This window comes from Micromonospora tarapacensis (genome assembly GCF_019697375.1).
In the GTDB taxonomy this organism is placed as follows: domain Bacteria; phylum Actinomycetota; class Actinomycetes; order Mycobacteriales; family Micromonosporaceae; genus Micromonospora; species Micromonospora tarapacensis.
On the sequence record NZ_JAHCDI010000004.1, the window covers coordinates 4,044,621 to 4,071,573 of the forward strand.

A 26,953-nucleotide genomic window follows, 5' to 3' on the forward strand; every position below is an offset into this window, starting at 1 on the left:
CCCACCCGACAAATCTACCCTGACGTAAGGGTTCGCCGATAGTACGGCACCTCAGGCCAGCAACCCTCACGTCAAGGTAGAGTGTCGACCGATGACATCCACTGGCCTGCCGATGGCACAGCTGCGCGACCGCAGCCGCGGCTGCCTGATCGCGGCCGTCCACCGCCCGCCCACAACACCCACTGCCCGCCTGCCCGCCACCTGGCCCACGGGGCCGCTCGACCAGCCTGCCGCCCGCGTCGTCGCCCATGCACGGCACCTCGCCGCCTATCCCGACACCTGCGACGAGCCGCCGAGCTATGTCGAGGGGCTGATGGCCGCACTGACCGTGGCGTGGGGGTGGAACGACGCGGCGGCGCGGGGCATCATCAGGGACGGCGTCCACCTGCTGTGCGCCGTGCCGGCCGGGCTGCTGCCCGGACCACTCGGAGACCTCGGCCGACGCGCTCGGCTGGCCTGCGCCGTGCTAGGTGGGGATGCCACGGCCCAGCAAGCCAGCATGGTCGTCGCCTACGCCGTGGCGATGGCCTACCGCGCCGCGAGCACCCGCAAGGTGGACCGCTTCGACTTCTGCTACCGCCTGGCACACCTGGCCGCCGACGACCGCCTGGCCGAACGCCTCGCCCGCGTCGCCGCCCTCGGCGACCGCGACCCCGACCAGGCTGCCGCCCACCTACTGGCTGACGGCAGCGACCGCGACCGCGTCAGCATCGGCGTGGCCGCGTTCCTGAGACACCCGGCGGCGCCTGACGCAGCGGCCCCGTTCGCCGCCACCGTCGCCGACCCGCCCAGCGCTGGCATCGCCGCCGCACTGGCCGGCGCGTACGCCGGAACAGCCGCGCTCCCCCACACCTGGCTGCGCGACACCACCCGCACCGCAGCGATCAGCGACGCCTCGGACGCACTGGTCGCGCTCGCCTCTCGCCGGCAAACGCTGCGCTCCTGCTGACCGAGCCCGCCGCCGTGTGTCTCGCCTACGCCGCCAGCGAGGTGCTGAAGGTGCTGGTATCCGCCGAACGTCCCTGTCGGGTCACCAATGATAGACAGCCGACGCCACCCCCTGCACCGCACGGGCAACGAGGAGCACCCAGAACGCCGGCGCGAGCGCCGCCAGCACGCTGGCCAGCCCCAGCGCCACCAAGGTGAAGACGAAGACGCGGCGCAGGTCGGCGGCGTCGATCCACCGGCCGGCAGGCAACGCCAGCGCGGCCAGCGGCAGAGCGTACGCCAGCACGACCCAGGTCGTCGCCGACGCGGAGACGTCCATCTCGGCGGCCACCGACGGCAGCACGAACGCTGCCATGCTCGACTCGGACGCCACGACAAGGGTGGCCGTCCCGAACGTCACCACCGCCGCCCAACGGGTCCGGTCGGTCCGGACGGGTGCGGTGATGCCGCCGGTGCCGGTCACTGCCGCGACCGGCAGGTCGGGCCCAGCCAGCAGGCGACAGGAGCAGCAGGACTGAGGATGGTCACGACCCGCATGACCGCTAAAGTACAACGGTCGTGGCAGATTGGATAGGGAGGGCCTACCGTGCGGTCCGAAGCAACAGACACGACCAAGCCGCAGATGCGCCGAGGCCGGCCCGGCAAGCGCGCGGCGATCCTCGCCGCCGCAGGACGAGTCTTCGGCCGCGACGGATACGCCCGGGCCGGTATCGACGCGATCGCCGCCGAGGCCGGAGTGTCGACCCGGACCATCTACCACCACTTCGACGGCAAGGACGACCTGTTCTCCGTCGTGGTCACCGCCAGCACGACCCGGGTCGCCGACACCCTCACCGAACTCATCGCCGCTCACCTCAACGACCCGGCCGCACCACCACATCGGGGCCTCGTCGCGCTGGCCCACGACTGGGTCGCCGCGCAGGCCGAGTTCGCCGACCACTTCGCCATGGTCCGACAGATCAACATCGAAGCGAACCACGTACCCGCAGCGACCCTCCACACATGGCACGAAACAGGGCCGGCCCGAGTGGTGGCAGCGCTCACCGAGCGCCTCGCCGCCATGGCACGACAGGGCACGCTGAGGGTCTCCGACTCCGAGCGAGCGGCGAGCCACTATCTGCTGCTCACCGTCGCCGCCATCGACACCGCCTCCTACCACGGGGCTGTCCCGCTACCCCCAGCCGAGACCACGGTCATCATCACCACCGGCGTGACCGCCTTCCTCGACGGCTACCGGCCACGAGCCCAGGACACGGCATGACCTCACGGCAGCAGCCCATGTCACCTCCGCCGCAACTGCGGCGCAGACACACCACCAGCCACCTCGACACGACCTCCGGGTCGGGAAAATGGTCAGGCCCTTCTAGCGAGTGCCGCTGCGGCTCGACTCGCGGGCGGGGGGGCCACGTAGACACTGAGGCCCTCATCGGTCGACACCCGCAGTGCCCCCAGCTGCGGATCCATCGATAGTTCCCGAGCGTTGTCGCTGAACCGAGCGAACCGATCCGCGATGGCGGCGAGGTCGGGGACAGGTATGACGAGTTGCCACTGTCCAGGAGAGGTAGCGCCGTCAGGCATCGGGACGAAGTCGGCGTGTTGCAGGTCGGCGCCAAGCGACGCCCGATAGAAGCGACGGACCAACCCCGGACGCGGACAACTGAGCACCATCCGGTGCGGGGCCATCGGCAGGGCCACCGGATGCCGCCATCCAACGGCCGGAGTCGGACGCCAGATGGAAACGGCCGCACCGAAAGGGTCGATCAAGGTGGCGAGACGTCCCTGCCCCGGCACATCGAAGGGAGCGACAACAACGTCCGCGCCACCGGCCTCCGCTGCCGCCACTCGTTCATCGACATCATCAACGTGAAGGTAGAAGGCCAGGTGAGCCGGGGTCCCCGGTGGGTAGATCGGCGCCGCCAGGTCACTGACCGTACCGATCGGGAATTCGCCAACCGTGATGACCGTGGCACGACGCCAGTCGGACTCATCCACGGCGAAACGCCAACCGAGCAACGCCGAGAAGAACGTCGCCGTGCCGGGAGTGTCCCTGGTCTTCACATCCATCCAGCAGAACTCACCGCCAGCACCAATAGAGACCACCTTGGCCGCCGAGCGCCGAGTCCTCACAGGTCCACCCTGTCTCCGGTGGCGAACAGGTGCGACCTTATTCCCGTAAGCCCATGACCATCGGCTGCGGGCCAGAGCTCAGCCGACGAAGCTCGGGTACGCCAGCGCCCGGCCAGGCCGCATCTGACGGTACGGGCCGGCACCCGGGTACCACACAATTCTGCGTGCCACATTTCGCCCCAACAAGGGTCCGGGCAGCCAAACAGTAGTAGATCCCTGCTCAGAGGCGGTTTCTGACGAAGTCTCAACACGAGTCGTCGAAGTGCAGTGTGGGGCGCTATGTGACCAGGGCTGTGACCACGAGATCACAAACAATCGGCATTGGTCGATAACCAATGCCGATTGACCTGCGTAAACAAGGGTGGAGCCGAGGGGACTCGAACCCCTGACCCCCACACTGCCAGTAAGGTAACGATTCTGTCACGCCCTACCAGCCCGTACCGCCATGTACGCTGAGCAGCCAAAACTCTTCGCACCGAGTGCCGTCCCATGCCGCCACATACCGACTGGTCAGGGTCATTTGATCTTGGTGTGTGAGCGCACGCGTGAGCACAAAAAATGTGGGAACCTTCATGCCAGGCTGTCCACCGCTCCCAATGGCGCGAGTTAAGCACCGCTCGGGCAGGTCCTTCAGGCAGCAATTGTCGCGACGAGTCATCAACGAATGCTGGTCGTCGGCATCTTTGGGCACCGGACGGCGCCCGCTACCCTGCAAGCAGGCCGGTGGGCACCCCTGGTCGATCCGTTTACTCGATGTAGTCGTTGTAGTCGTATGGATCTTCGGCATCGTTCCTCCTGCTGACGTCGCACCCACACAAGCTTCCTAACCCGGAAGCGGAAGCAGATGCCGATGGGGTCGCAGCAGTCGGCAACGGGGGCGGAAACGGAAGCGGAACCTTGCCAAACTGTACGGCGGTCCGGCTTCCGCCGTTGAGTCGCCAACCATCCTAGAAAGGAGCGGCATCCTCGGAGAAGAAAGCGATTCCGCTTGCGCTCGGCGACGAACCGATAGTTGTTATTCGTAGACGGGTGCAGGACCTATCCCCGGACACGATCACACCGCACTGGGCGCGAGGTCCGGACTCAACCAGGAACTACGTCGTGACGCCGCGCTCGCACCCGCTCTCCGTCGGTTAGGACCACCTCGACCCGCCCACTCTCATCCACTAACGCGCCGACCGAGTGGACCCGCTTGCCGGCGTGCTCTGCGGCAGCGTCGTGGCGATCAGGGCGGAAGACCCAGGCAAGGTCCACAGGTTCAGGGTTGCGCATTGATGACCCCCAGATGGCACACGCGTTCGAAGCTGAAAGTCTACTCATTCCACCGGCTCCGGCCGGGCAGACACGGAACCCGAGCACAGATTTGCGGACAGCCCGGCGGAACTGTCGGCGTACGCACAAGTACAGGCAGCTACGCCTCGAAGGCAGGTCCCGAACAGAGTCGGCCCACCTCCAGCGATCGACCACCTGACGAGTGCGGAGTCAGGAGGCACGCCGCCTAGCGACGGTTCGCAGCGGAGGTCTTCGGTGCGGCGGGCGGTGAGCGCCGGGAAGGGGGCAGATCCGGTTCACGCGGCCGGGAGGCTGCTCAGGACTTCTCCTGCTCCGGGACGGTCCCGGCCACGATCGGTGGGAACTGCCGGTCCCGTTTCATCGCCTCCCAGTACGCCTTTCCGGCCATCTCACGGGCACGGTCGTGTGCGCGCGTGGTCCCGCCCTGCCGCAGTCGTTCGGCCAGCGGCGTTCCGGTGTCGCTTAGGTCCACCTGCGCGGGTAGTCCACCTGGCAGGGACATGCCGGTGATCAGCGTGGGCACCACGATGTCGGCGACGTGCCGCGAGAGGCAGTCCAGTTCGTAGCCGGGGCCGACCCATACGCCGCCGTCCGGACGCTGCACGTGTAGCGCGGGCGAGGTATCTACGGGCGTGACCACGCCCTTTTGGACGACCTCAAGCACGGTGCCGACCTCGATGTGCCGCATCCCGAGCTGGCGGGTCCGTGGCACGTCGTCCAGCCGCTGGACCAGCGACCGGCCGGCGGCGAGGCGGATGGTGCGGTGCTTGTCGTCGTTGGAGTAGTCGCGGAGCAGTACCAGCGGATGCTCATTGGCCACGTCGGGGCCGGCGCCCATCAGCATCGACAAGGCTGGCGAGATCGCCGGGACGGATGTTTTGTCGGCGAAGGGCTGGAGTGCTGCGGTGCGCTTACCCAAGGTGGCGGTGGTCGCGAACTCAGTGAGACCCTGCTTTACGAGGCCCTTCACCTTGTCCTCGAACTTCTTCGGGTCCTCGTAGATCAGCATGCTTACGGCCCGAGCCTGCGAGTCGGTCAGCGGCGCATCGCGATTCCTCTCCACCAGGTAAAACACCACGTTATCGATCGCCGACCGGAGATGGTGAACAACCTCGCTGAACAACATGGCGGCGATGGGTGGCACGGGCCTGATCGTGGATACCTCGACGTCCAGATAGCCGGGCGTCCGCTCCACCTGCCTCAGCGTCAGCGGTCCCCGGTCATCAGATCCTCGCGACCATGCCAGCGCGATCTCGGCCAGTTCGAAGGCGAGTTGGTCGGCGCGCGCCAAGCGCATCGCTACCGGGTGCAGTGCCTCGGGCAGCCAGTCCACCGCTCTCACAGATTGCCCACCCCCGCGAGTCCGAGCGCGCTCTACGGCTTGCGTCCGAGGGCGCAGTACTGGTCGATAATTCCTGACGGGGTGGACGGGTCCGGCTTCCACTCGTTGACCGACACCACGCCGGGCTTGACCAGTTCTAGGCCCTGGAACAGGCTGGCTATCCGTTCCGGGCTACGCAGGTGGTACTGCGGGTTCGCGGAGATGTTCCAGATTCGTGCGGCTTCGTTGACTGCCTCGCTGGTGTCGCTACCGTCGTACATCGCGAGGTAGCTGCCGGAGGGCAGGGCGTCCATGATTCTGTTGATGATGGACTTGGCTTCTTCGTCACTCTCGATGTGACCGAGGATCCCCATCAGGAACAGCGCCACCGGCTGACCCAGGTCGAGTGTCCTGGCCGCCTCGTGCAGGATGGTCTCGGTGTCCCGCAGGTCGGCGTCGATGTAGTCGGTGGCACCTTCCGGGCTGCTGGTGAGCAGAGCCCGCGCGTGCGCCAGCACAAGGGGATCGTTGTCGACGTAGACGATGCGGGCGTCTGGCGCTATCGACTGGGCGACCTGGTGTGTGTTGTCGGCGGTGGGCAGGCCGGTTCCGATGTCGAGGAACTGGCCTATGCCGGCCTCGCCGACGAGGTAACGTACCGCGCGCGTCAGGTAGGCCCGGGAGAGACGCGCGTTCTCAGCGAGTTGTGGGAGAGACTGGATGATCTGATTGCCAACCGCGCGGTCGGAGGCGAAGTTGTCCTTGCCACCTAACAGATAGTTCCAGATCCGGGCCGTCTGCGGCACAGTGGTGTCCACCTTGACGATCTCCTGCTCGTTGCCGGCGGTGGCCGAACTCTCTGTCACGTGCGCATCCTTCGATCAGGCGGGAAACGACGCTGTTGGATCGGCGCCAGCATAGCCGGGGACCGTCCGCGGCGGTCAGCCTGGCGAGCGCTACCGGCCTCACCGAGTGAGCGAGTCGACCGAACTGGCGTACCTCACCCAGGAGCGCCCGTGACAACGCCTGGCGATAACGCGGACCTGCCTCACGGCCTGCCAGCACCGACACGTCGCACTCTGGCCGCGGCCGGCCACGAGACGTTGGCTGGACTCGCCGCCGTCACCGACCAGGAACTCCTGCGACACGGCATGGGACCCAGCAGCGTGCGCTCATGTACCCGGAGCGGCTGCGGGGTCCGCAGCGCTGCTACGCGGGGTAAGGTTTGTCGACCGTCTGATGGCGGGTACGGTCACGACGTCGTTAGCTAGAGGGCACGGCGCCGACGCTGCTGACGACCTGCTCGGCGGGCAGCGGCGTCGCTGCGGACAGCTTGCGCACCACCCGCCCGCAGATCATGGAGCGACACCATCCGAACCGGTTCCGAGCGCCGTGGGGTCAAGGTTGATCCGGATGGGAAGGTGGTCGGACAGCAGGCGTGCCGCCGGCGTGTCGATGACCTGATAGCCGCGCAGCGCCTGTGGCCGGGTGGTCCAGAACGCATCCAACCGCCGGGACAGGTCGGCACCTGAGGTGCCCCGAGGACTCCGGACACGTCCCCAAGTAGGGTGACGGGGAGTCCGGAAGGAACGGTACGTGGCAAAGAAACCAGCAAGATACTCGCCGGAACTGCGGGCCGAAGCGGTCAAAGCAGTGATCGAGGGCAAGCGTAGTTACGCGGATGTCGCACGTGACTTCGGCTTGGTCGCCGAGACCGTTCGTAACTGGGTCATCGCGGAGAAGAAAAAGAGTCCCGGCACGAGCGGCGACGCTCGGGACGCGATTGACCGGGCCCGCACGGCCGAACTGGAACGACGAATTCGTGAACTCGAGCAAGAAAACCTGTTCTTAAAAAAAGCGGCAGCCTACTTCGCGAAAGAACAACGGTGAGCGAACGGTACGCGTTCATCGCTGCGAAGAAGGCCGACTTCGAAGTTGCCATGATGTGCCGATTGCTGGAGGTCTCCCGATCCGGTTTTTACGACTGGTTGGATCGGCCTGTCTCGAGGCAGGCGGCGCGTCGCGCGGAACTGACCGGGCAGATCCGGACTGTCTTCGTGGCATCCAGTCGCACCTATGGATACCGGCCGGTCCACGCCGAGCTCGTGCGCGCTGGCGTGGACATCGACGATGAGCTCGTGCGCCGGCTCATGGGAGCGACCGGGCTGGTGCCGGTGCAGGTCAAACGTCGCCGGGGGCTCACCGTGGCCGATCGGGCCGCGGGGCCGATCCCGGACCTGGTCGGCCGGGACTTCACGGCGGAGGAGCCGGGGGCGAAGATGGTCGGTGACATCACCCAGATTGATACCGGCGAAGGTCCGTTGTTCTTAGCTTCGGTGATCGACTGCTTTTCGAAAAGCGTGATCGGTTGGGCAGTCGATACTCGCTATCCGGCGTCGCTCGTCTGCGCCGCGTTGGAGATGGCGGCACAGCGTTTTCCGTTGCCCGACGGGGCGATATTTCATTCCGACCGCGGCAGCCAGTACACGTCCCATGATTTCGCGCTCGCGCTGGGCGGGCATGAGGTTCGGCAATCGGTCGGGCGGACCGGGATCTGTTTCGATAATGCGATGGCCGAATCGTTCTTCGGGAAGCTGAAGACGGAGTGGGTGCATCACCGAACATTCGATACCCGCGCCGAGGCGCGACGAGAGATCATCAGATTTATCGAAGGCTTCTACAATCGGCGTCGCCTGCATTCCGGGCTCGGCTATCGGCCGCCGTCGGAAGTCCTCGAAGAATGGTTTGCCAATCGCACGGCAGCTTGATAGGGTGCATTTAGTTCGAGTCCGGATTTTTCGGGGCACGTCACTCAGCAACCCGGTGATGGTGCGGACATCTGCGAGCCGTTGTTCGGGATCCCAGGGAGCCAGATGGGTGACCGCTACGCGCAGCGGGACGGCGGCGCCGATGTCGAGTTGGACCACGCCCAGGCCATGCCAGAGGGTCAGGCCGTGGCTGCGCTGGGACAGTGCCGCGAACTCAGGACGCCACAGGATCGCCATATGGCAGTGCGACCGCCGTGCGGGTACCGCCATCGCACGCATCCCGACGGCCTCGGCGATCGTGGCCATGTGCCGCCGGAGGGTGGACAGGTCGTCGTTGTCGTCCCAGACCTCCTGCAAGCACAGCACATCCGGGCGTTCGAAACGCAGCAACTCGTGCTGCTGCCGACGCGTGGCCACCGCGGACTTGCCATAGTCCTTCAGGTTGTAGCTGACGACGCTCACGACTTCCGCGGTCACTTCGCCTCCCACATCGCGCGAGTCCGGCAATCCGGCGCCGCCGAAGGCAGGCGCCGTACCTCGAAGTTGAATATGGGCACGGATAAACGCCTCATTCCAGCAATCTCCTCTGCGAGGGGTTCAGCGGTTGGCTGTGGGTTCTGGAAGACGGTTGGCTATGGTTGGTCGATTTCGTCTGCCAGGTGGATCAAGAGTGCGGAAACGAAAAGCAGGACTAGGCAGGCCGTGAGCACACGCGTGAGGCGAAGCCGGAACAGCAACCACGTGATGGTCGAGGTTCCGCCCTTGACTAATGCTGCGATCAGCAGTAGCGAGCCAACGGCTACGGCGATCAGCTCACCCATGGCCGTACCTTCTCGTTCCGAGATATGCGGTGAGGTAGACGACGGGATTGGTGAAGGTGATGCCACCACGGTCGACGGCTTTGTCGAGCGCGCGGTACCACGCGGTGACGTATCGAGCGGTGGTATCGGCGCCCAGATGTCGGGTGATGAGGTCGACCGGGCTGGCGGCGCCCGGGTGGGGCCGCCGGCTCAGGTGGGCGTCGACGTGGGCGCGGGTGCTGAGCCGCTCGGTCACGGTGGTCTCGCCCACGGTGGGGGTGCTGAAGCCGGCATGTAGGGCGGCATCGACGAACGGCGCCACGTCGAACGCCATCATCGGTCCGGCGCTGGGACTACTGAGGCGGCGGAGCCGGTCAATCGCCTCAATCTCGTCGGGGGTGACGCCGTCCAGGTTGGCGTCATGACGACGGCCGGCGTTGACCGGCTCGAACGCCGACAGCAGTCCTTCCGGTCGGAGAACGCGGGCGACCTCGCGCAGCGCGGCGCGTAGGTCGGGCAGGTAGATCAGGACGCTACGAGCGACGACGCGGTCGAAGGTGGCGTCAGCGATCGGGAGGTGACAGGCATCGCCGACCACGGGGCGGATCCGCGCCTCGTTCGTCCGGATCTCCGCTAGAGCGGCAGCGGACCGGTCGACCGCGATAACCGATCCAGCCGGCGCGACCACCCGCGCGGCGGCGTGGGTGAGCAGGCCCGTGCCGGCACCGAGATCGAGAACATCGTGGCCGGGCCGCAGCCGAGCCGCGTTCAGCACCCGATCGCGGATGTCCGCGAGCAGCCCGGTGAGGACCGCGCGGTCAGCGCTGTCTCGACCGGCGTCGCGGTCTCGGGCTAGCCATCGCCCCGCCGAGTCGGCGGATGTCACGTTTTCGGCCTGCTCACCCACGATGGGCCTCCGTTACGCCGTCGCGGTCGTGAACTGGAACTGTGGCGCGACCGCGCTGTTCAGTGATGGAAGAAGCTCGGCGAGCCGGGCGTCCTTCTCCGCGTGGTAGATCTGGTCGATGCGCGCGATCTGCGCGTCGGTGAGGATTTCGTGGCCGTGGGCCCCGTAGCTGAAGAACAGATCTTCCTCGGCGCGGAACAGTTCGGCGTGGCGGTCGAGTAGTTCCTTGCGGGCGACCAGGGCGTCGTTGTCCAGACGTCCCCGCTTGTGTTCCAGTTGCTCCGTGACCTGGGCGAACTGCACCCGAATAGCGATCAGCGACGCCTGGTACTCGGCGTTGAGGTCGATGAGTCGGGTGATCTGCTCGGGCGTGAGGCCGATCTCGGCATGGTGAGACAGCATTCTGGTGAACAAGACTTTCGCCGCGATGCTCTCGCAGGTGATGTCGATGAGGTATCCGGGTCGGGGAAAGAGGTTGTGGTTCACGCCGCACATGTCAGGTAGATCCTCCAAAGTCGTCTGCTGGAATCCGGTCCGGGGGGCTTCGGTCATGCGCCCGGGTGGCGCTCGTGCACCACCGGCCCTCACCGTCGGTGTCGTCGAAGGCGGCGCCGATGGGAAACGTGGCCCGCTCGCACCGATGGCGCGGGGCGTGAGTACCGGGACATGCCCGTGGGCGGTTACTAGACAGGCTGGTTGGTCCTTAGCCGGGACCTGTGCCAGACACGGCCCCAACGCGGTGACACGTCCTGGCAATTGGAGAGAGCCGCCGGCGGTCGTGTCATTCGAGGCACGCCTTGGCGACTGGCGGGCGGGAATAGGCTGATGGGTCATGGTTTGGCGGCCGGGTGCTTGCAGCCAGCCGCCGGTGTGTGGGTGTCCGGGGTGCGTCGGCTGTCGACGTAGAGCCGGTAGCTGTCTGCCTCGGCGAGGATCGCCTCCCTGGCATCGAGCCCCAGACTCGGATCCTGGGGTGGGATGGGGCCGGCGATGGTGCTGAACGCGGCGAGGAGGACGCCCGTGGTGGCGTCGATCGTGAGGATGTCGCGGCGAGGCACACCGCTCCGGTCGGTGTACGCGACGATGACGTCCATACCTGGCCGTTGAACGCGGTCGGCGACGCCGGTCCGCACGAGCAGGCCAGGCTGCCCCGCAAGCAGGCGCAGGACCGCGGCACGGACCGGGCGGGCGAGCGCCTGGCGCTCGTAGAGCATCGCGACGCCGCCGACTATGTGCTGCTCGGGCCTGTGCTCTCCGGGTCCGGCCGCGCTGAGCAGATGTGCGCGTAGCTCGGCCGGCTTGTTCGGTGGTGGCTGGTCGAACGGGTCACTGGCCCGCCCGGTCCAACTGGCCTCCCCGCCGTCCGGGGTACAGCCGTCGGCGGCGACGTGCACGCTGACCTGTCGGCCCCTGGCGGCATCGTCGGTACGCCATAGCTGGTCGATGCGGACCCGTTCGGGCCATCCGCTGGGTCCGGGCGGACCGATGATGTCGCGGTACCAAGTGCGACGCTCAAGGTACTGGTATGCGCCGCTGGTGGTGTCGGCGGGCGCGTCGGCAAGGGTGTCGACAAGGTGGGTCAGGACCGGGCCGGCCGCGATCGGCGGTGCGCTGTTCGGAGTCGTCTTCGGAACCGACGGATCAGCGTTCACACCGGAGGTGGGTTCGGCGCAGGCGGCCAAAAGGAGCAGCGCGCTGAGCAGCAGCGCACCGGTTCGGGTTCGGGTCACCGCGTGGCCTCCTGCGGGCCGATCGTGGATCCGTGGGAGCGGTGGACGGGGTTGTGCGAACGCAGGTGTGGTGCGGCCTTGCCCATGACGGGCGGGGAGCTGAGGTCGGTGGTTTCGTGGGCGAGGACCGAGCCGTCGATTACGTGTTCTTCATGCTTCATGGAGCGGGGCCTTTGGGTGAGTTGTCGGTCGCAGTGGCTCGATGCACCGCTGGCGAGGGGAAGCCGGCCCGGCCTGTGCGCTGGCGGCACGCCACTGGCATGTGCGTGACCGGGCCGGGTTCCCGCTACTCCGGTGTTACTGGGTGAAGTCGAGCTTGAGGCGGTCCATCAGCTCCCTGGTCGTGGCCGTGAGCGTCCTCGGTGCCCAGACGGGCGGCTGCACCTTCCGCGTGCGGATCGTGTTGTAGGTCCAGATGCGGTGCTGGGGGTACGTCGCGTCGGTGTAGACCGTCGGCCCGCCGCACGGGTCCTCCGCACTGGTCTCCCGGCTGGCGGCACCGACCGATACCCATGCCGGGCGTGCGCCGATCCTGTGCCCGGGGGCCTTGCGCAGGAGCGGGTTGCCGGAGTCACCGAAGCACGGGGCAGCGCTGACGCAGATGTCGCCGACCCCGATGAATCCGCCTTCGCAGGCCGCGTCGGGCAGCCGGGTGAGGTCCCGCTCCTGGAGCAGCGCGGGCGGCGTCACGCCCGGCGGGGGCGGGAACTCGGTGAGACCCCACCCGACCGCCCGAACAGGACCGCCGACGGGTGCCTGCCGCAGCGCGGTCGGCAGCAGGTCCGCCCGTACCGGACGGGTCAGCTCGACGAGGGCGTAGTCGGAGACCGGCTCGACCGGGTAGTTGACACCCCACATCCACTGGTGGTGCAGGTACACCTGCTTGCCGGTGACGACCTGGCCGCCGGTGGTGCGGTCGAGGCTGCCGATACGCGCGGTGACGTTCTCGCCGGGCACGGCGACCGGGGTGGGCGCGACGTCCTGGCGGCTGACGCAGTGCGCCGCCGTACGGATCCACCGTCGGTGGACCAGCTCGCCGCCGCACAGCGCGGTGCCGAGCCCCGGGTGCAGGATCTGGACGGAGACCACGCCGTCGTGCTGCGTGGCGTTCCGTCCGCCGACTATCGCGGCGGCGGGGTGGCTGTGCCGGCGAGGACGCCGGCGAGCGCGACCGCCGCCACGATGGTCGACCGCTTGAGGAGTTTCATCGATACCTTTCGTTGATCGGTGTGCGGGGCCCGGCACGGTGTGCCGGGTTGTCTTGGGATGCGGCGATGGCTTCGCCTACTGGTCAGCAGGACGTTGCGCCCCGGCTTGGGGGCGAAGCCTGCTCAAGGAGCTGCTTCTGCCACCGCGCAATATGGCGGTGAGCGTCTGCCGGCCCTGCTCGGTCAGCTCGACGGTGAGTGCGCGCTGGTGCGGGACTTGCTTCACGATCCGCTCCGCGAGTAGCAGGTTCAGGTGGTCTCGCAGGGTGTGCGCCGTGATGTCGGGAAGGGTCTCGGCGAGTGCTCGTACGGTCCAGTGGCGCTCTGTGGTGGTGAGTAGGGCCTCGTAGATGCGCCGTCGGGTGCGGGTGAGGTGTCGGACGAGTGGCCCGACGGTCTGCCCGCTCGGGGAGCCGGGCTCGCTGGTGAGGGCTGGGCCGCTCGTGCCAGGGGGTGTGCCGGTCCGGGGTTCGCCAGTACCGCTGGCCGGAGGAGCGTTGTGCGGTCGGCGGTTGGGCCTCTCGCTCATCGGCGTGACCGGCATGTGTGGCCGGTGATCGTGGGTACGAGCGCCTGGCGACCGGCGCCGTTGAGGACGTCGTTGGTCTTCTGGTCTTGCGCGGTCCCGGCTTGTCCGCAGGCGTGTTGCATGGCGGTGAGGTGGGCAAGCATCCGTCCGGCTGCGCTGGTCTCGTCCGGGTGCGCCCGCTGGAGGGTCGTGACGGCGTCGACGAGCATGGTGTGGGCACGGGTGCATTGACCTTTGGCGTGGAGGACGAGAGCGAGATTCGCTTGTGCGCGTAGGGTCCGCAGCGCATCGCGGCCGTCGAGAGCCGTCAACTCGGCGGTGAGCCGGCGGTAGAGGCGGTAGGCGTCCTCGACGTTGCCGGCGTGCCGGTGAGCGGTGGCGAGCAGATGAGTGGCGGACAGCGTGACGTCCGCGTCGTCGCCGTGGAGGAACCGGTGGGCACGGCGGGCGTAGTCGGCGAACCGAAGCGCGAGGTTCGGTTGGCCCGTCTGGACGAGGATCTGCGCGAGTAGGCGGGCCGCCTGCGCTCGATCGCTGTCCGGTGCAGTCGTCGAGGTGATGACCGGGGATAGCGCGCCATACAGCACATCCGCAGCGGCTGCCAGCTGGCCGCGATCGATCAGCTGGCGGACTCGTTCGGTCAGGTCGGCCAACGGCAGACCGGCGACGACGTCAGGTACCCGGCCGAGTGACCAGATGAGTCGAATGTCCTCCTCGGTCTCGCCGACATTGACACGTTGGAGGACCTGTTCTACCCGGGCGATCACAGCATCCGGCGATGGCGGGGCGCTGGCGTGTCGGGACAGCCCGTTGGAGGTGTGGCGCAGTACCGCCCGCCCAACGGCGTCGGTGAGGAGGTAGGCGTCGAGCGGTCGACGGCGGCGCCCGGGCCGGCACAGGTACAGGATGCGATCCTGGGAGCCGATTTTGACCGGTTGCCGCGCGCAGCGGCGACAGCTGAGCAAAACGACCGGCAGCAACGCGTGCGAACACGCCTGCGGGACGACGGCGAGAGCGCAGCCGACGGAGGTGGGGTTGTGCGGCACCAAGGCGGGGCGCACGCCGGGCCGTGCTGCCACAGCTGACGCTCGGGTAGCGGCTGCTTGCGCGCGGACGGGTGCCGCGTGTTTCGTCGTCATCGGGGCCTCGGGGGCCGCAGGTTCGTGCGGCAGACCGGGCGACGGTGAGGCGGTGCTGTCTCGTCGCTTGGCTCGGTCGGGACGGGTGACGGTCGTGGGTTGCGCCAGCGCGGGTCAAGGGTCGGGGTTGGGGTTGGCGCGACGGCGATGTGGTGGATAAGGCGGAGGAGGTGGTGGCGCAGGTCGGCCCGGCTGGATTGTTGCCAGGTGCGGTATGTCACCAGGGGCCGGGCGGTGGCGGTGCGGCGGTCGTGGCTGGCGGCGGTGCCGACAGCAAGCGCTTCGAGGAGATCCGCGTCGTAGAGACCGCAGGGACAGTGGTAGAAGCGGCGTGTCCGGCCGGCGGAGTACGGCAGCAGTGGGTGTCCGTGGTGGGCGCAGTGGGCGAGGTCGGCGAGGAGCCACACGCTGGTGTCGAGTCCGATCACGGTGTTGTCCTCCCGGTCTTGTCTCGTTCCTGGAGGGTCTGGGTGGCGGCAGGCTCCGGGGGGTGGAGACTGCCGCCACCCAGGTGCCGCCCGTCTCCCGGTGCTGGTGGGCCTTTCGGGGTGGGCGGCGTTCGTCCCGGGGTGGTTCGGACACCCCGGGACGACTGGCGAGGAGGAGGTTCCTCGCCGGGAGGGAACGTCGTTGGTGCCCGTCGGGCCCTGTCGGATGTCGGTCATGGTGTGTGTCCGGTGGGGATGACGAGCAGGTCGTGCAGGCGGGTGGAGTCGGTGCGGGCTTCGTCGGCGGGCAGGTACACAGCGAAGGCACCGCGGTCGAGTACGGCGATGTCGTCGGCGACCCGCAGTGCCAGGTGGAGGTTCTGCTCGGCCAGCAGCACTCCCGTCCCGGCGGTGGCGAGGGTGCGGATGGTCAGGGCGAGGGTGTCGATGACGGCGGGGGCGAGTCCTTCGGACGGCTCGTCGAGAAGGAGAACGGTGGGCGCGGCGAGCAGCGCGCGGGCGAGTGCGAGCATCTGTTGTTCCCCGCCGGAGAGCTGGTGGGGCCGGTGGCGGCGGCGGTCGGCGAGTCCGGGGAACAGGTCGAGGGCGTCCGCTGGTGTCGGGCCCTGCCGACGGGTGCGATGCGGTCGGGGTAGAGCGAGATGCTCGTCGACGGTGAGGCCGGCGAAGAGGCGTCGGCCCTGGGGTACCAGGCCGATCCCGGCGTGGGCGCGGTGGCGGGCCGACAAGCCGGTGATCTGCTGGTCGTGCAGGAGGATGTCGGTGGGGGCCATGGCCGGGTGTAGGCCGGCAAGTGTGTTGATCAGGGTGGTCTTACCGGCGCCGTTGCGCCCGACGACGGCGGTCACCCGGCCCGGGTGCAAGTCGAGGGTGATGTCGGCGAGCGTGATCGCGCCGTGGTGGCCGGCGTGCAGATGCCGTACGCGCAGCACCGGCTTTGTTGGCGCCGCCGGCCCGGGGTTGAGAGAGGCGGTCGGGTTCGCAGGCTCGCCATCGCCGCCGGGTTCGGACAGGTAGATGCGGCGGACCTCGGGGTCGGCCTGGACGTGGGCGGGGGTTCCGGTGGCAATTTGCGCGCCGTGGTGCAGCACGGTGACGGTGTCGCAGGCGGCGGTAACGAGGTCCAAGTTGTGGTCGACGAGGAGCACCGCCATCGCGGACGGTAGGTCGCGGATCAGCTCGACCAGGTGGTCGACCGCGGGCCGGGTCAGCCCGGCGGACGGTTCGTCGAGCAGGAGCAACGTCGGTCCGGCGGCGATGGCGACGGCGATTTCCAGGTGGCGTTGGTCGCCGTAGGCGAGTTGGCCGGCAGGCGTGTCGGCGTGCGCGGTGAGTCCGACCTGCGCCAACGCCGTGTGCGCGGCTACCACCGCCCGGGGGCGGGGACGGACAGTGGCCGGGTGCTGTCCGGGAACGGCGAGCAGCACGTTCTGTAGGGCGGTAAGCGGATACGCGAGGGCGGGGTGTTGCCAGGTGCGGGCGATGCCGGCGCGGGCCCGCCGGTGCGGAGGCCAGCGGTGAATGTCGTGTCCGGCGTAGTGGATGCGGCCGGAGGTGGGGCGCAGGGTGCCGGCGACGAGGTTGATCAGGGTGGACTTGCCGGCGCCGTTGGGGCCGATCAGCGCATGCCGGGCACCGGGGTGGATGTCGATGCTGACCTGGTCGACCGCGCGGCGGGTGCCGAAGGCGCGGCTGACGGTGTCCAGCCGCAGCAGAGGTTCGGTCATCGTCGCCTCCCGGTCAGCAGGCTGGCCAGGCCGGTCATCCGGTGTCGGGGTAGGTAGGCGACGAGGAGGAAACACAGTCCGAGCAGGGTGGGTCCGTGGCCGCCGAGGAAGCCGCCGGCCCAGTCTCGGGCGGCGACGAGCAGGACGGCGCCGGTGCAGGCGCCGGTCATGCTGCCGGCCCCGATCAGCGCGGCGGCGAGGGCGAGAGCGGAGATGCCCATCGCCGCGTCGGCCGGTGAGATGTAGCGGGTGACGGTGATGGTGAGGGCTCCGGCCGCCCCGGCGATGCCGCCGGCGATGGTGTAGGCGGCCAGCAGCAGCCGGTCGGTGTGGTGCCCGGAGGCTCGCATGCGGGGTTCATGGGAGGCGATTCCCCGCAGCAGCAGGGCGAACCGGGTCCGGACGAGGACCGCGACGGCGGCGGCGATGAGCAGGGTGCAGACCAGCACGTACAGATATGCCCAGCCGTCGAGGACCATCGGTGGCAGGCCGGGCAGCGGCACGACCGCCGGGGTGTGGGTTCCGTCGCTGCCGCCGGGCGCCCACGCGTTCGCCGCCGCGTGCAGCAGCTCCCCGACGGCGAAGGTGATCATCAGGAAGGTCGTGCCGCGGGCCCGGACCGCGAGCAGGCCGGTGATCGCAGCGGCTATCGCCCCGGCGGCGGCTGCGGCGGCGAGCTGGATCGGGCCGAGGCTGGTCAGCGTGGCGAGGCTGGCGGCGGTGTAGGCGCCGACGGTGAGGTAAGCGGCTTGGCCCAGTGGCGGCTGCCCGGTCAGCCCGGCCGGTAGCTGCGCGCTCATCGCCAGCACTGCCATTACCAGTGCGGTGGATGCCAAGGAGACGAGGTAGGCGTTGACCAGCCACGGCAGCGCCACTGCCACGCTGGCAACACCAGCAACGGCGATCACGGTGAAGACGACCGGGACGCGTCGATGGCCGGTGCGGGGCCGGGTGAGGTCGTCGGTGTCGACGGGGGCGAGGGTGGCGGTCATGCCGGCCCCCGCAGGTGCGCGAACTCGTCGCGCTGCCGGACGGCGAGAGCGGCCAGCATCATGGCGGCGAGGACGAAACTCGCGGCGGCGGGGGCGAGCGCGACGCCGAGGGTGAGGGTCTGCCCGACGCCGAGCGCGGTGAGCAGCGCGCCGCGGATGCTGCCCAGCCCGCCGACGACGCAGATGATCAGCGAGTAGACCAGGATCGTGGTGTCCACCCCGGGCGCGGGGCCGATGACCGGGGCGCCGAGCACCCCGCCGACGACCGCGAGTCCACCTCCGCCGGCCAGCACGGCGGTACGGACGGTGCCGGTGCGGATGCCGGTCGCGGCGGCCATCTGCGGGTCCGCGACCACCGCTCGGACTACCGCGCCCGCGCGGGACCGCTCGACCAGCCAGAACAGCACACCGGCGACGACGGCGGCGAGAGCGATGAAGGACAGCCGGTAGATCGGGTAGGCGTGACCGGCCACGGTTATGGAGCCGGCCAACGCGCCGGGCGGGTCCACCGACCGTGGCTCGGCACCGAACACCGCACTGAACTGATCCCCGGCGATGTAGGCGATTCCCAGCGTCGCGAGCACCTGGTCCAGGGGCCGGCCGGCCAAAGGCTGTACGACAGCGGCCAGCGCGGTTCCCCCGACGGTCCCGACCACAGCGCCGACAGCCAGAGCCAGTCCGAACCCGATCCAGCCGCCGTCGACCAGCAGCCAGGCGGTGTAGGCACCGGCGAGATAGAGCGTGCCGTGAGCCATCGAGAACACTCCGGCCACGCCGAAGATCAACGTAAGGCCGGCCGCCACGGTGAACAGCAGCAGCCCGTAGGCGACGCCGTTCAACGCGATGATCGCGTAGCCGGTCAGTCCCACGACACGCCCTTCCCCTTCGAGTTGGTCAGGCCGCTGGGCGGCGGCCGACGGTGGTGTGCATCAGGTAGGCCGACACCATCAGCTCCGGATCCATCAACGCCTCACGGAGCTCGACCAGGTCGTCGAGGCTCATCCCCGCCGCCACCAGCTCGGCCTCCTTCTGGATCGAGTTGGAGTGGTGCAGCAGGCAGATCCCAGTGCCGCCGCGCCACGAGCGGGAGTCGATGTGGCTGGTCACGTCGACCAGGCCGAGCCCGTCCATCACCTCCGGCGCCCGCTTGGCCCAGCCCATGTCGGCCCCACGGCTCTCGCCGAACGCCAGCAGCGTGTCCTGGAAGCGTTCGAACAGCTGGCTGGCCCGCTGGCTGGGGCTGCGGCGGAGCAGGTCCCGCCAGGTGCAGTCCCAGTCCGCTACCACGATCACCCCGCCGGGGACTAGCGCCCGCACGAGACTGGCGAGGACCTGCTCACGATCCGGCAGGTGCATCAGCACCAGTCGGACCACGATCGCGTCCTGGCTGGCTTCCGGCGGGATCAGATTTCTGATGTCACCGGCGCAGACGGTCAGGTTCGGCCCGGACGGGATGTGGCGGGGGTCGAGGTCCACGGCGGTGACCCGACCGGAGGGCGCCACCTGGTCGCAGATCCAGGTGGTGAGGGTGCCCGCGCCCGCGCCGACATCGGTGACGTTCCAGCCGGTGGCCAGGCCCGCTTGGGACAGGACACGCCGGGTGCCGAAGTCCAAGATGGCACCGAGGTACTGCAACTGGTTACGGGCCTCTGTGGTGGCGTTGTCGAACATGTAGCGCCCGGTCGTGCCGCCGGCCGGCTCGACTGTGGTTGTGGTCATCGTGCTCTCCTACGAGCCGAGGGTGGTCAGCGTCTGGAGGGTGCGGTTGACCCACACCTGCCCGTCCTGGGCGACTTCGCGCAGGTAGTACGCCTGCACCGGGGTGTGGTTCACGGGCCCGAACTGCCACTGCCCACGCGGGCTGTCGATCGCACCGACCCGGGCGAGCGCCGCGGTCAGCGTCTGCGACGACAGTCCGTTCCCTGCCGTCGTCACGGCGGCGGTGGGTGTGGGCGTGGTGGTCGGGGACGCGGCGGGCGTCGCGGTGGCAGAGGATGCGGTAGCGGATGGGGTCGGCGGCGGGGCGTCGGGGTGGTTCAGCGCCTCGGCGATCGCCTTGTCCAGCACCAACGCGGCGTCCCAGGCGCAAACGTGGTACAGGTTCGGCAGTTTCCCGTCGTTCGCGGCGCTGAAGCGCCGGACGAAGTCGCGGTTGGCGGCGTTGTCGAGCGTGGAGGAGTAGTTCAGGCTGGTAAGGATGCCCTTGGCCTGCTCTTTCAGCGCGTCGAGCGTGGCGCCCTCGGTGACGAAGCCAGAGGCGTACAACGGCAGGTCGACACCGTACTGCCGGTACTGCTTGACGAACTCCACCGCGCTGGTGCCACCGTAGAAGGCGTAGACCGCGGCGGCATCCGACGCCTTGATCTTCGCCAGGAACGGCGCGAACTCGGTCGTCGGGGTCGGCACCCACGGGGTCCACTGCGGTTCCCCGTCCGGGTTGGCCAACACACCACCAGCGGCCTTGAACGCGGTGACGAACCCGCCGATCTGGTCGTGCCCGCCGATGTAGTCCGGACCGATCACCCACACCGGCCCCTTGACCGCCGTACGCATGTAGCCCGCGATCGCGGCACCGGTCTCCTCGCTCAGCCACGAGGTCGACCACAGATAGGTCGGATCCTCAACCGTGGACGGCCGACCACCGATGCCGATCAACGGCACCCGGGACTCGGTCAACAACGGATACAAGGTCTGTACCGTGTCGGCCGTAGCCCCACCGACCAACGCCAGGACCTTGTCCTGCTCGATAAGTTTGCGTGCCGACGCGAGGGCGGTGGCCTTGCCGTCACCCTCGTCCGCCTCGATCACCTTGACCGGCCGGCCCCCGAGCTTGCCGCCCAGCTTCTCCAGCGCGAGGCGCCAACCGGCGGCCTGATCGTCACCGATCGCCTTGTACGGTCCGGTCTTCGGAACGATCAAACCAATACGGATTTCACCACCGTCAGCGTCGTCGGCCCGGCCGCCGAGGCTCGATCCAGAACAACCGGCCGTGGCGAGTAACGCGGCCAGGGCGAGCGCAGTCAGGACGCGCCGCCGACGCTGGCGGACATGGCGTTGAGGGGTCACAGGATTCCTTCCGTATTCACGCCCATCGGCAAGGAGATGGGATGGACGTACGAGGGATGGGTCGTATCGGTTTCGGGAGTTGGGCAGGCTTCCAGGAACGCCTTCAGCAGCGGCGGTGTACTGGATCAGTCGGCCTGCGGCCGGGGTCCGGGCCCGACCGCGTCGCCAATTCGGACCGCCAGGTTCGCCAGTTCAAAGGCGACGAGCGACGGGTCGCAGTCGGCACGTGCCAGCGCGGCCAGCGACGACCCGTCCGGTACCTGCTGCACGACGAGGACACCGTCCTGCGTCATCAGCAGTTGGAACTGCACGGTGCCGGTCTGGAGTAGTTCGCTGGCGCCGCGGCCCAGGCTGACCAGCCCCGAGACGATCGCGGCGAGTTGATCTCCTCGGTCGACATTCAGGGCCGCCGTGCGGGCCAGTAGCAGCCCATCGGCGGACACGGCGACCACGTGGGCCACGGCGGGCATCCGCTCGGCCAAGCCGTCCAGAACTGCATTGAGTTGAGGGCGGCGGACAGAGGTGGGGGCGGTCATGAGGGTGCTCCTGTCGATGTAGCAGCGTGAGGGGGGTGATGAGCCACGGCGGCTCGCAGGCCACGCATGGTCCCGGCGACCTGCGCCCGGATTGCCGCCGGATCGATACGAGTAACCGCCTCGCCCGATCGGCGCTGCCCGAGAAGTCCGGCGCCGCCGGGAACGACGTGCGCCTGTGGCCGTCGCCGAGGCAGACCCGAGACCGTGTGCCCATCCGTTGCCGGCTCGGCGGCGGTAGCCGCCGCCTGCCATCCCGCGTCCGCCGCGGTGGAGAACGTTCCCGGCTCGCTCGCCTGCGCCGTGGGCGGCCACAGCCACGGTGATGCCTCGGCCATCTGTCGGAACAGCGGCGGTTCCGGCGCTGGGCCACCGGCCGGTACCGCGCGGGACGCGTGGTTGTCCGTGAGGCGGGGTAATTCCAACGTCACGTCCGCGCTGGGCATCCGGGGCAACACCTGCGTGCGGTCCGACGTGCCGGATTCCTGTGCTGATGGCCCAGTCCAGCCGGTGCCGGTGGCAGGAGCTTCACCCACGTAGGGGTGTGCGGGCGGAGCCGGAATATCAGCGGCGAGCCGGCGGGCAGGGCCGGGCACCATGATTTCTCTGACGTGAACGCGGGTGACGTAGTCCGCGGGCACCAGCACTTCGGCGACCACGCCGACCTGCTCGCCCGGCTGAAGGTGGACCCGTACTCCAAACTCGGCCGCGAGACGGGAGATCACCACCAGGCCCATCTGGTCGGTGACGCCCACCTCCGCCGCCGAACTGGCCAGCAGTACATTCGCCCGCTGTAGGTGTTCCGCCCGCATTCCAATGCCTGCGTCGACCACACTGATCCGCAGGTCGCGGCCCTGCCATACCGCCGTGACCAACACCTGCTCGTCGGCCGAGAACCGGGTGGCGTTGTCGAGCAGTTCGGCGGTGATCTGCTTGACCGCGTCGATGGCGCGGGCGTCGACCTCCGCGTCGACCAGCTTGCCGACGTTGATTCGCGCGAAGCCTTCCACCTCCGACAGCGCCGCGTTGACCAGATCCGCGAGTACCACCGGCTCCCGCTGTGACTGACCGGGACCCCCGCCGGCAGCGATAAGCAGGCTGTTCGCGTACCGGCGCAGTCGGGTCGCCTGCTGGTCCACCGCGAACACCCTCGCCAGCCGGTCCGGGTCCTCCTCATCGCGTTCCAGCCGGTCGATACTGCCCAGCAACAGCTCAGTGAGGCCCTGCACACGCCGACCCACCGACATGATCATCGCGCTGACCTGGGTACGTGCTCGCGCTTGACCGACCGTTGCGTCAACCGCTGCCCCCAGCACGGCGTTGAAGGCGTGTGCGACCCGGCCGACTTCGTCGCGGCCCACCACCGGCACCGCGACCCCGCCGGCCCCCTTGGCCATGCTCTGCGCCTTCGCCGGATCCGTGACTGCCCGCAGCCGGGAGACCAGGCTCGGCAGCTCCACGTCCGCTACCCGCCGTGCACCCGACTCCAGCAGGGACAATTGGGTGATCAGTGACCGCGCCACCTGCAACGCGGTCAACATCGCGACCAACAGCATCGCCAGCAGGACAGCGCCCTGTGCAAGCGCCGCGCGCAGCTGATCCGCCCGCACCTCAGCGGCAGCAGCCGCGATATCCGCGTCGACATCGGCCTGCACTTGCGCCAGCAGGTTCGCCCGTGCGGTCATCACGCGGCTCCACTGCTCGGCACCCCCCGGCAGTCGGACCGGCTGGTACACGGGGGTGCTCGCGACGGCCCCATCGAGCCGAGCCACAGCCAACACGTCCGGGCCCGTCAATGTCCGACCGAGCAGTGCCTGCCACTGCGTCCGTGCCAACGCCTGAAACTCCCGCAGCGCCTCTTCCTGCGTGGCCCGCGCGGCGACGACCTCCGCGTGCAGCGCTGGCGTCAACCGCCGCGCCGCCAACGCTTGGACCACCGCCACCTGTTGCAGACCCACTGCCTCGCGGGCCCTCGACAGTGCTGCGGATGCCCGCATCTCATCTGCAAGCTGCGGGTCAACACCGCTCTGTGCCACTGCCACCAGCAGTTCGTCCAGGTCCGCAATCACGATCCGGTACCCGAACGCCACCGCCGACAGGGCCACCTGCCCCTCGCCGCGTACCCGCTGCCGCTGCGACTCGACGTCGGCCAGACCGGCGTCCACGCGATCAAGCACCGCCCGCACGCCAGCGGGCGGGTCAACCAAACCAGGCCGCTGCGCCTCAAAATCCGCGATCGCCGCGTCCGTCGCCTGCGCCGCACGCTCGAAGTCGGCCGCCGTCGCCGTCGAGCTCGGCAGCAACAAGCTGACGGCGGCGCTCCGCTCGACCTGCAACCGCTGCGTCGCCTGCCCAGCCGCCGACGCCACGTCGAACAGAACTCGGCTACGTCCGGCCTCCTGGGCCTCCATGACCGTGGACCACAGTCCGACGCCGGCCGAGACCACAGCGACCAGAAGCGTCGGCACCACGATCAACGCTGCCTTCGCCCGGACCGACACGTCCGCCAAGCGTCGTCGCAGCCCGGGACGAGCACCGTGTGTCATCGAACTCCTCGCCGCCACCGACGTTTGCGCACTCATCGCGCTCGGCCTCCTTGCACGCGCCGGCTCCCTTGTGCTCGGACGTGAGCGATGTTGCGTGACCTACCGGGGCATAGCTCGTTACGAATAAACGATCACTGAATCGCGCACTGCTGGGAATACCCACCTTCGGTCCGACCTTGTCTACCGACCTACGGTCCGACCGCCGCCTGAGCTGCGCGTCCGCGCCGATCCAACAACGACATCAAGATCATTTGTTCGGCTTCCCGGGTTACATTTGAATGCGCCTGGTCGGCCGTGATCGCCGACCGGGCTCGAATTGAGCCTGGAGGCCGCCGTTGACCCGCCCCAGTCCCTATGTCCGTAGACGGTGGCTCGGATGCGAGATTCGGCGCCTACGGGAGGAGCACGGCATGCAGGGCGATCGGCTCGCAAGCGCCGTCGGATTCTCCAGGCAGCAGCTCAGCGCCCTTGAAAATGGCCACCTCGGCCCCGACATCGATTTGGTCAGTGGCATCTGCGACTACCTGGCCGTCGGCGCGAAGCGGCGGACAGCGATCATGGACGCAGCGGCGGACGGCTGGGCACGTGGGTGGTGGATGGAGCATGCCGACCAGATGGGAGTCCGGCAGGCGACATACGCCGACCTGGAGAGCGGCGCCAAGGTCATCACCGAATACACCCTGCTCGTTCCGGGGCTCTTGCAGACGGCGGAGTTCAGCAACGCGCGGTTGCGCAGCGATCCTGGCCGCCACAACGACAAGTTCGACCCTGACGCCGCAGTCGCCGCTCGCGCCTACCGCCAGAAACTGCTACTCGCTGTCGGCGGTCCCGAGTATGAGGCCATCATCGATGAAGTCGCGATCCGACGCTGTGCCGCCGATCCCACGATCGTCGCCGACCAGTTTCGACACATCGTCACCGTATGCGAGAAGCATCGATCCGTAACCGTGCGGGTACTTTCCATGCACGCGGCTATCAGGGATCACAGCTCCCCCAAATCGGCGTACTCGATCTACCGCTATGGCGATCCGCAACGCTCCCGAGCCGTCGCGGTCGACACCCTCACCCGAGATCTGATTTTTACCGACCCTGACGAGGTGGACCAGTACGTGAGCCTCCAGGGCCGACTCAAATCCAAAGCCTTGTCACGCGAGTCGAGCATGCGTCTTCTGCGTGAAACCGCAGAGCACCTGTCACCAGTTAAGGGAGCCCCGTCATGACCGCACCGCAGTACGTGTGGCGTAAGTCCACTCGTAGCGACGATGGCAATTGCGTTGAAGTTGCCCGCGCTGCCGAATCCGTTCTCGTGCGCGACTCCAAGAGCAACGGCGGCCCGGTTCTGCGATTCGACTCAACACAATGGCATGCCTTCATCAGCGAAATTCATGCCGACGGGTTCACGCCCCCGGATCCTTCAGCATGAGCTGACGCGACAATAGCCCGTCGCGCCCCGACAGAGGATCGCGCGAGTCTCGCTGCCCAAACCGGCGGAACGCACAGCGGGGTGGCGCGATGCCAGTCCGGCCTGCGATGCTACGCCTCGACCCGCATACTCCATGTCTTCACCTGGTCACACTGCGGCAGAGGTTCGCGTTTGTGGAGGTGGCCTGTGCCACGTCACCCCGAGGCGGTCATCGCGCCGAACAAGCTGCTCCGTGATGCCCGCAGGGCGCTCGCCTCGCCAAACCGACACGGCCAGTGCATGTCCCGGCCCGAGCTGGCCGACGCCGTCAACGCGGCGCTCGATCTCCTCTACCCCAAGCGCGACCTCACCACCCAGTACGTCGACCACCGTTGGGTGGGCAAGCTAGAGCGCGGAGAGCACCGTTGGCCCAGCGAGGAACGGCGTGCAGCATTACGACGCGTCCTGGGCGCCAGCACCGACATCGGACTCGGCCTCTATAGTCCGCGACGCACACCTGACGCTCCGCCCCAGCACCCCATCTCCCCGTCCGGGCTGCCGACATCGCACTTGGTTCTCAGCCACGTCGACGACGAACTCCTTTCCGGCCAGCCGCAGCCGTGGCTGCGCGCGCTCAACCGCGTCACCGCGCAGCCTTCCCGCACGTGGCCTGAGCTCGGCCCGCGGGTACGCGAGCACCTCGACGTCCTCGATCGCTTGCAACGCCATCTCGGTCGGTCGCACCTAGCGGGTGTTGACGCTCGCTGGTCCGAGTTCATGAGCTGGATAGCCGACAACACCTCCTCCGATGGCGGTGTGTGGTTAGAGCGTTCCCACCTGCGCGCGAACGAGGCCGGTGACCGCCCGCTCGTCGCGTACACCCTCATGCGGCAAAGCCAGCGTGCCCTCGACAGCGGCGATGTCCGGGCCGCGATCGCACTCTCCCGCCGGTCGCTGGTTCACGGCCCGGTGCCAGCGCGCACGCGCGCCCTGTGCCTGACCCGGCTGGCCGAGGCGCTCGCGGCCGGTGGCGATGACGACATGAGCACCGCCATCACCGCAGCCCGCCGGGAACTGCGGAATACCGGCGGGGACGAAGATGAGTTCGCGCGACACTGCGACCCGCGGTATGTCGCCGGGGTCGAGGCCCGCTGTCGACAGTTACTCGGTGATCCGGCCTCCGCCAAGGCGATCTTCGAGGAACTCCTCGACGACCAACCCGCCAGTGCGTCGATCGACAGTGGGATGTGGCACGCTCACCTCGCCGACTGCTTCCTCCACCATGATCCCGAACGCGCCGCCGGCCACGGATTGAGGGCGCTGCGACTAGCCCAGGAGACCAGCTCGTACCGCATCGTCCGGGCAACTCAGCCGCTCGCGATCGTGCTACGCCCACACGGCACCCTCGACGCGGTACGCGCGTTCGTTGAGGCGCACCGCGTCGCCGTGACTCGCCAGTGACAGAATG

27 protein-coding genes and 1 pseudogene are annotated in these 26,953 nt (G+C 68.4%); 7 read left to right on the forward strand and 21 right to left on the reverse strand.

Translation table 11 applies throughout. The annotated features are described in order from the left end of the window. Positions 1 to 91 precede the first annotated feature (91 nt). On the forward strand, positions 92 to 949 hold the full coding sequence (locus KIF24_RS24335; RefSeq protein WP_221086012.1) for an ADP-ribosylglycohydrolase family protein: 858 nt from the start codon (positions 92 to 94) through the stop codon (positions 947 to 949). A gap of 81 nt (positions 950 to 1,030) precedes the next feature. Here KIF24_RS24335 and KIF24_RS34170 read toward each other — a convergent pair whose 3' ends face one another. Further along, positions 1,031 to 1,411 carry an MFS transporter gene (locus KIF24_RS34170; RefSeq protein WP_221086013.1) on the reverse strand — a complete coding sequence of 127 codons (381 nt, stop codon included), beginning with the start codon at positions 1,409 to 1,411 and terminating at the stop codon, positions 1,031 to 1,033. A gap of 123 nt (positions 1,412 to 1,534) precedes the next feature. Here KIF24_RS34170 and KIF24_RS24345 point away from each other — a divergent pair, with 123 nt between their 5' ends. Continuing rightward, on the forward strand, positions 1,535 to 2,209 hold the full coding sequence (locus KIF24_RS24345; RefSeq protein ID WP_221086014.1) for a TetR/AcrR family transcriptional regulator: 675 nt from the start codon (positions 1,535 to 1,537) through the stop codon (positions 2,207 to 2,209). A 92-nt stretch (positions 2,210 to 2,301) separates the two neighbouring features. On the opposite strand, the gene KIF24_RS24350 is transcribed toward KIF24_RS24345, so the two are convergent. The 4 genes from KIF24_RS24350 to KIF24_RS24365 all read right to left on the reverse strand — a co-directional run bounded on the left by KIF24_RS24350 (position 2,302) and on the right by KIF24_RS24365 (position 7,197). Beyond that, positions 2,302 to 3,012, reverse strand: a complete 711-nt coding sequence (locus tag KIF24_RS24350; protein WP_221086015.1) for a VOC family protein — start codon at positions 3,010 to 3,012, stop codon at positions 2,302 to 2,304. 1,651 nt (positions 3,013 to 4,663) lie between these two features. Beyond that, a complete protein-coding gene (locus KIF24_RS24355) occupies positions 4,664 to 5,701 on the reverse strand; it encodes a hypothetical protein (RefSeq protein ID WP_221086016.1) in 1,038 nt (345 codons plus the stop codon). Positions 5,702 to 5,742: 41 nt separating this feature from the next. Continuing rightward, positions 5,743 to 6,555, reverse strand: a complete 813-nt coding sequence (locus KIF24_RS24360; protein WP_331461267.1) for an SAM-dependent methyltransferase — start codon at positions 6,553 to 6,555, stop codon at positions 5,743 to 5,745. A gap of 489 nt (positions 6,556 to 7,044) precedes the next feature. Next, on the reverse strand, positions 7,045 to 7,197 hold the full coding sequence (locus KIF24_RS24365) for an endonuclease/exonuclease/phosphatase family protein (protein ID WP_221087681.1): 153 nt from the start codon (positions 7,195 to 7,197) through the stop codon (positions 7,045 to 7,047). A gap of 88 nt (positions 7,198 to 7,285) precedes the next feature. On the opposite strand from KIF24_RS24365, the gene KIF24_RS24370 reads away from it, so the two are divergent. Together KIF24_RS24370 and KIF24_RS24375 are read left to right on the forward strand one after the other, a co-directional pair. Then, the gene (locus tag KIF24_RS24370) at positions 7,286 to 7,579 is read left to right on the forward strand and encodes a transposase (protein ID WP_221086017.1); all 294 of its coding nucleotides are present in this window, start codon (positions 7,286 to 7,288) and stop codon (positions 7,577 to 7,579) included. After that, positions 7,576 to 8,457 carry an IS3 family transposase gene (locus tag KIF24_RS24375; protein WP_331461268.1) on the forward strand — a complete coding sequence of 294 codons (882 nt, stop codon included), beginning with the start codon at positions 7,576 to 7,578 and terminating at the stop codon, positions 8,455 to 8,457. The genes KIF24_RS24370 and KIF24_RS24375 overlap by 4 nt, the downstream gene beginning before the upstream one ends. Positions 8,458 to 8,547: 90 nt before the next feature. Here the strand turns inward: KIF24_RS24375 and KIF24_RS35200 are convergent. From KIF24_RS35200 to KIF24_RS24450, 16 genes and pseudogenes are all read right to left on the reverse strand, one after another. After that, positions 8,548 to 8,946 (reverse strand): annotated as a pseudogene (locus tag KIF24_RS35200) (endonuclease/exonuclease/phosphatase family protein); the annotation flags it as partial. A 143-nt stretch (positions 8,947 to 9,089) separates the two neighbouring features. After that, positions 9,090 to 9,278 carry a hypothetical protein gene (locus tag KIF24_RS24380; RefSeq protein ID WP_221086018.1) on the reverse strand — a complete coding sequence of 63 codons (189 nt, stop codon included), beginning with the start codon at positions 9,276 to 9,278 and terminating at the stop codon, positions 9,090 to 9,092. Beyond that, complete coding sequence (locus KIF24_RS24385; protein WP_221086019.1) at positions 9,271 to 10,164, reverse strand: class I SAM-dependent methyltransferase; 894 nt, start codon at positions 10,162 to 10,164, stop codon at positions 9,271 to 9,273. Before KIF24_RS24385 ends, KIF24_RS24380 begins: the two co-directional genes overlap by 8 nt. Positions 10,165 to 10,176: 12 nt before the next feature. After that, the gene (locus tag KIF24_RS24390) at positions 10,177 to 10,716 is read right to left on the reverse strand and encodes a hypothetical protein (RefSeq protein WP_221086020.1); all 540 of its coding nucleotides are present in this window, start codon (positions 10,714 to 10,716) and stop codon (positions 10,177 to 10,179) included. A gap of 278 nt (positions 10,717 to 10,994) precedes the next feature. Next, the gene (locus KIF24_RS24395; RefSeq protein WP_221086021.1) at positions 10,995 to 11,894 is read right to left on the reverse strand and encodes a hypothetical protein; all 900 of its coding nucleotides are present in this window, start codon (positions 11,892 to 11,894) and stop codon (positions 10,995 to 10,997) included. Positions 11,895 to 12,191: 297 nt separating this feature from the next. Continuing rightward, a complete protein-coding gene (locus tag KIF24_RS24400) occupies positions 12,192 to 13,139 on the reverse strand; it encodes a S1 family peptidase (protein WP_331461269.1) in 948 nt (315 codons plus the stop codon). A 39-nt stretch (positions 13,140 to 13,178) separates the two neighbouring features. Further along, on the reverse strand, positions 13,179 to 13,631 hold the full coding sequence (locus KIF24_RS24405) for a helix-turn-helix domain-containing protein (RefSeq protein ID WP_221086023.1): 453 nt from the start codon (positions 13,629 to 13,631) through the stop codon (positions 13,179 to 13,181). Beyond that, complete coding sequence (locus KIF24_RS24410) at positions 13,628 to 14,692, reverse strand: tetratricopeptide repeat protein (protein WP_221086024.1); 1,065 nt, start codon at positions 14,690 to 14,692, stop codon at positions 13,628 to 13,630. The genes KIF24_RS24405 and KIF24_RS24410 overlap by 4 nt, the downstream gene beginning before the upstream one ends. A gap of 74 nt (positions 14,693 to 14,766) precedes the next feature. Next, a complete protein-coding gene (locus KIF24_RS24415; protein WP_221086025.1) occupies positions 14,767 to 15,198 on the reverse strand; it encodes a hypothetical protein in 432 nt (143 codons plus the stop codon). Positions 15,199 to 15,431: 233 nt separating this feature from the next. After that, positions 15,432 to 16,946 carry an ATP-binding cassette domain-containing protein gene (locus KIF24_RS24420; protein ID WP_221086026.1) on the reverse strand — a complete coding sequence of 505 codons (1,515 nt, stop codon included), beginning with the start codon at positions 16,944 to 16,946 and terminating at the stop codon, positions 15,432 to 15,434. Next, positions 16,943 to 17,938: a branched-chain amino acid ABC transporter permease gene (locus KIF24_RS24425; RefSeq protein ID WP_221086027.1), complete on the reverse strand. Its 996-nt coding sequence runs from the start codon at positions 17,936 to 17,938 to the stop codon at positions 16,943 to 16,945. The genes KIF24_RS24420 and KIF24_RS24425 overlap by 4 nt, the downstream gene beginning before the upstream one ends. After that, positions 17,935 to 18,807, reverse strand: coding sequence for a branched-chain amino acid ABC transporter permease (locus KIF24_RS24430; protein WP_221086028.1), 873 nt, complete (start codon positions 18,805 to 18,807; stop codon positions 17,935 to 17,937). Before KIF24_RS24430 ends, KIF24_RS24425 begins: the two co-directional genes overlap by 4 nt. A 25-nt stretch (positions 18,808 to 18,832) precedes the next feature. Beyond that, entirely contained in the window at positions 18,833 to 19,657 is an 825-nt protein-coding gene (locus tag KIF24_RS24435; protein WP_221086029.1) for a class I SAM-dependent methyltransferase, read from the reverse strand. A gap of 9 nt (positions 19,658 to 19,666) precedes the next feature. Further along, positions 19,667 to 21,004 (reverse strand): ABC transporter substrate-binding protein, encoded by a 1,338-nt coding sequence (locus tag KIF24_RS24440; protein ID WP_221086030.1) that lies wholly within the window; start codon positions 21,002 to 21,004, stop codon positions 19,667 to 19,669. 125 nt (positions 21,005 to 21,129) lie between these two features. Then, positions 21,130 to 21,540 (reverse strand): roadblock/LC7 domain-containing protein, encoded by a 411-nt coding sequence (locus tag KIF24_RS24445; protein WP_221086031.1) that lies wholly within the window; start codon positions 21,538 to 21,540, stop codon positions 21,130 to 21,132. After that, positions 21,537 to 24,083, reverse strand: coding sequence for a sensor histidine kinase (locus tag KIF24_RS24450; protein WP_221087529.1), 2,547 nt, complete (start codon positions 24,081 to 24,083; stop codon positions 21,537 to 21,539). The genes KIF24_RS24445 and KIF24_RS24450 overlap by 4 nt, the downstream gene beginning before the upstream one ends. 335 nt (positions 24,084 to 24,418) lie before the next feature. Between KIF24_RS24450 and KIF24_RS24455 the strand changes: the two genes are divergently transcribed. The 3 genes from KIF24_RS24455 to KIF24_RS24465 all read left to right on the forward strand — a co-directional run bounded on the left by KIF24_RS24455 (position 24,419) and on the right by KIF24_RS24465 (position 26,946). After that, on the forward strand, positions 24,419 to 25,303 hold the full coding sequence (locus KIF24_RS24455) for a helix-turn-helix domain-containing protein (RefSeq protein ID WP_221086032.1): 885 nt from the start codon (positions 24,419 to 24,421) through the stop codon (positions 25,301 to 25,303). After that, positions 25,300 to 25,506: a DUF397 domain-containing protein gene (locus KIF24_RS24460; RefSeq protein WP_221086033.1), complete on the forward strand. Its 207-nt coding sequence runs from the start codon at positions 25,300 to 25,302 to the stop codon at positions 25,504 to 25,506. The genes KIF24_RS24455 and KIF24_RS24460 overlap by 4 nt, the downstream gene beginning before the upstream one ends. 186 nt (positions 25,507 to 25,692) lie before the next feature. After that, the gene (locus KIF24_RS24465; protein ID WP_221086034.1) at positions 25,693 to 26,946 is read left to right on the forward strand and encodes a helix-turn-helix domain-containing protein; all 1,254 of its coding nucleotides are present in this window, start codon (positions 25,693 to 25,695) and stop codon (positions 26,944 to 26,946) included. The last annotated feature ends 7 nt before the right edge of the window (positions 26,947 to 26,953 follow it).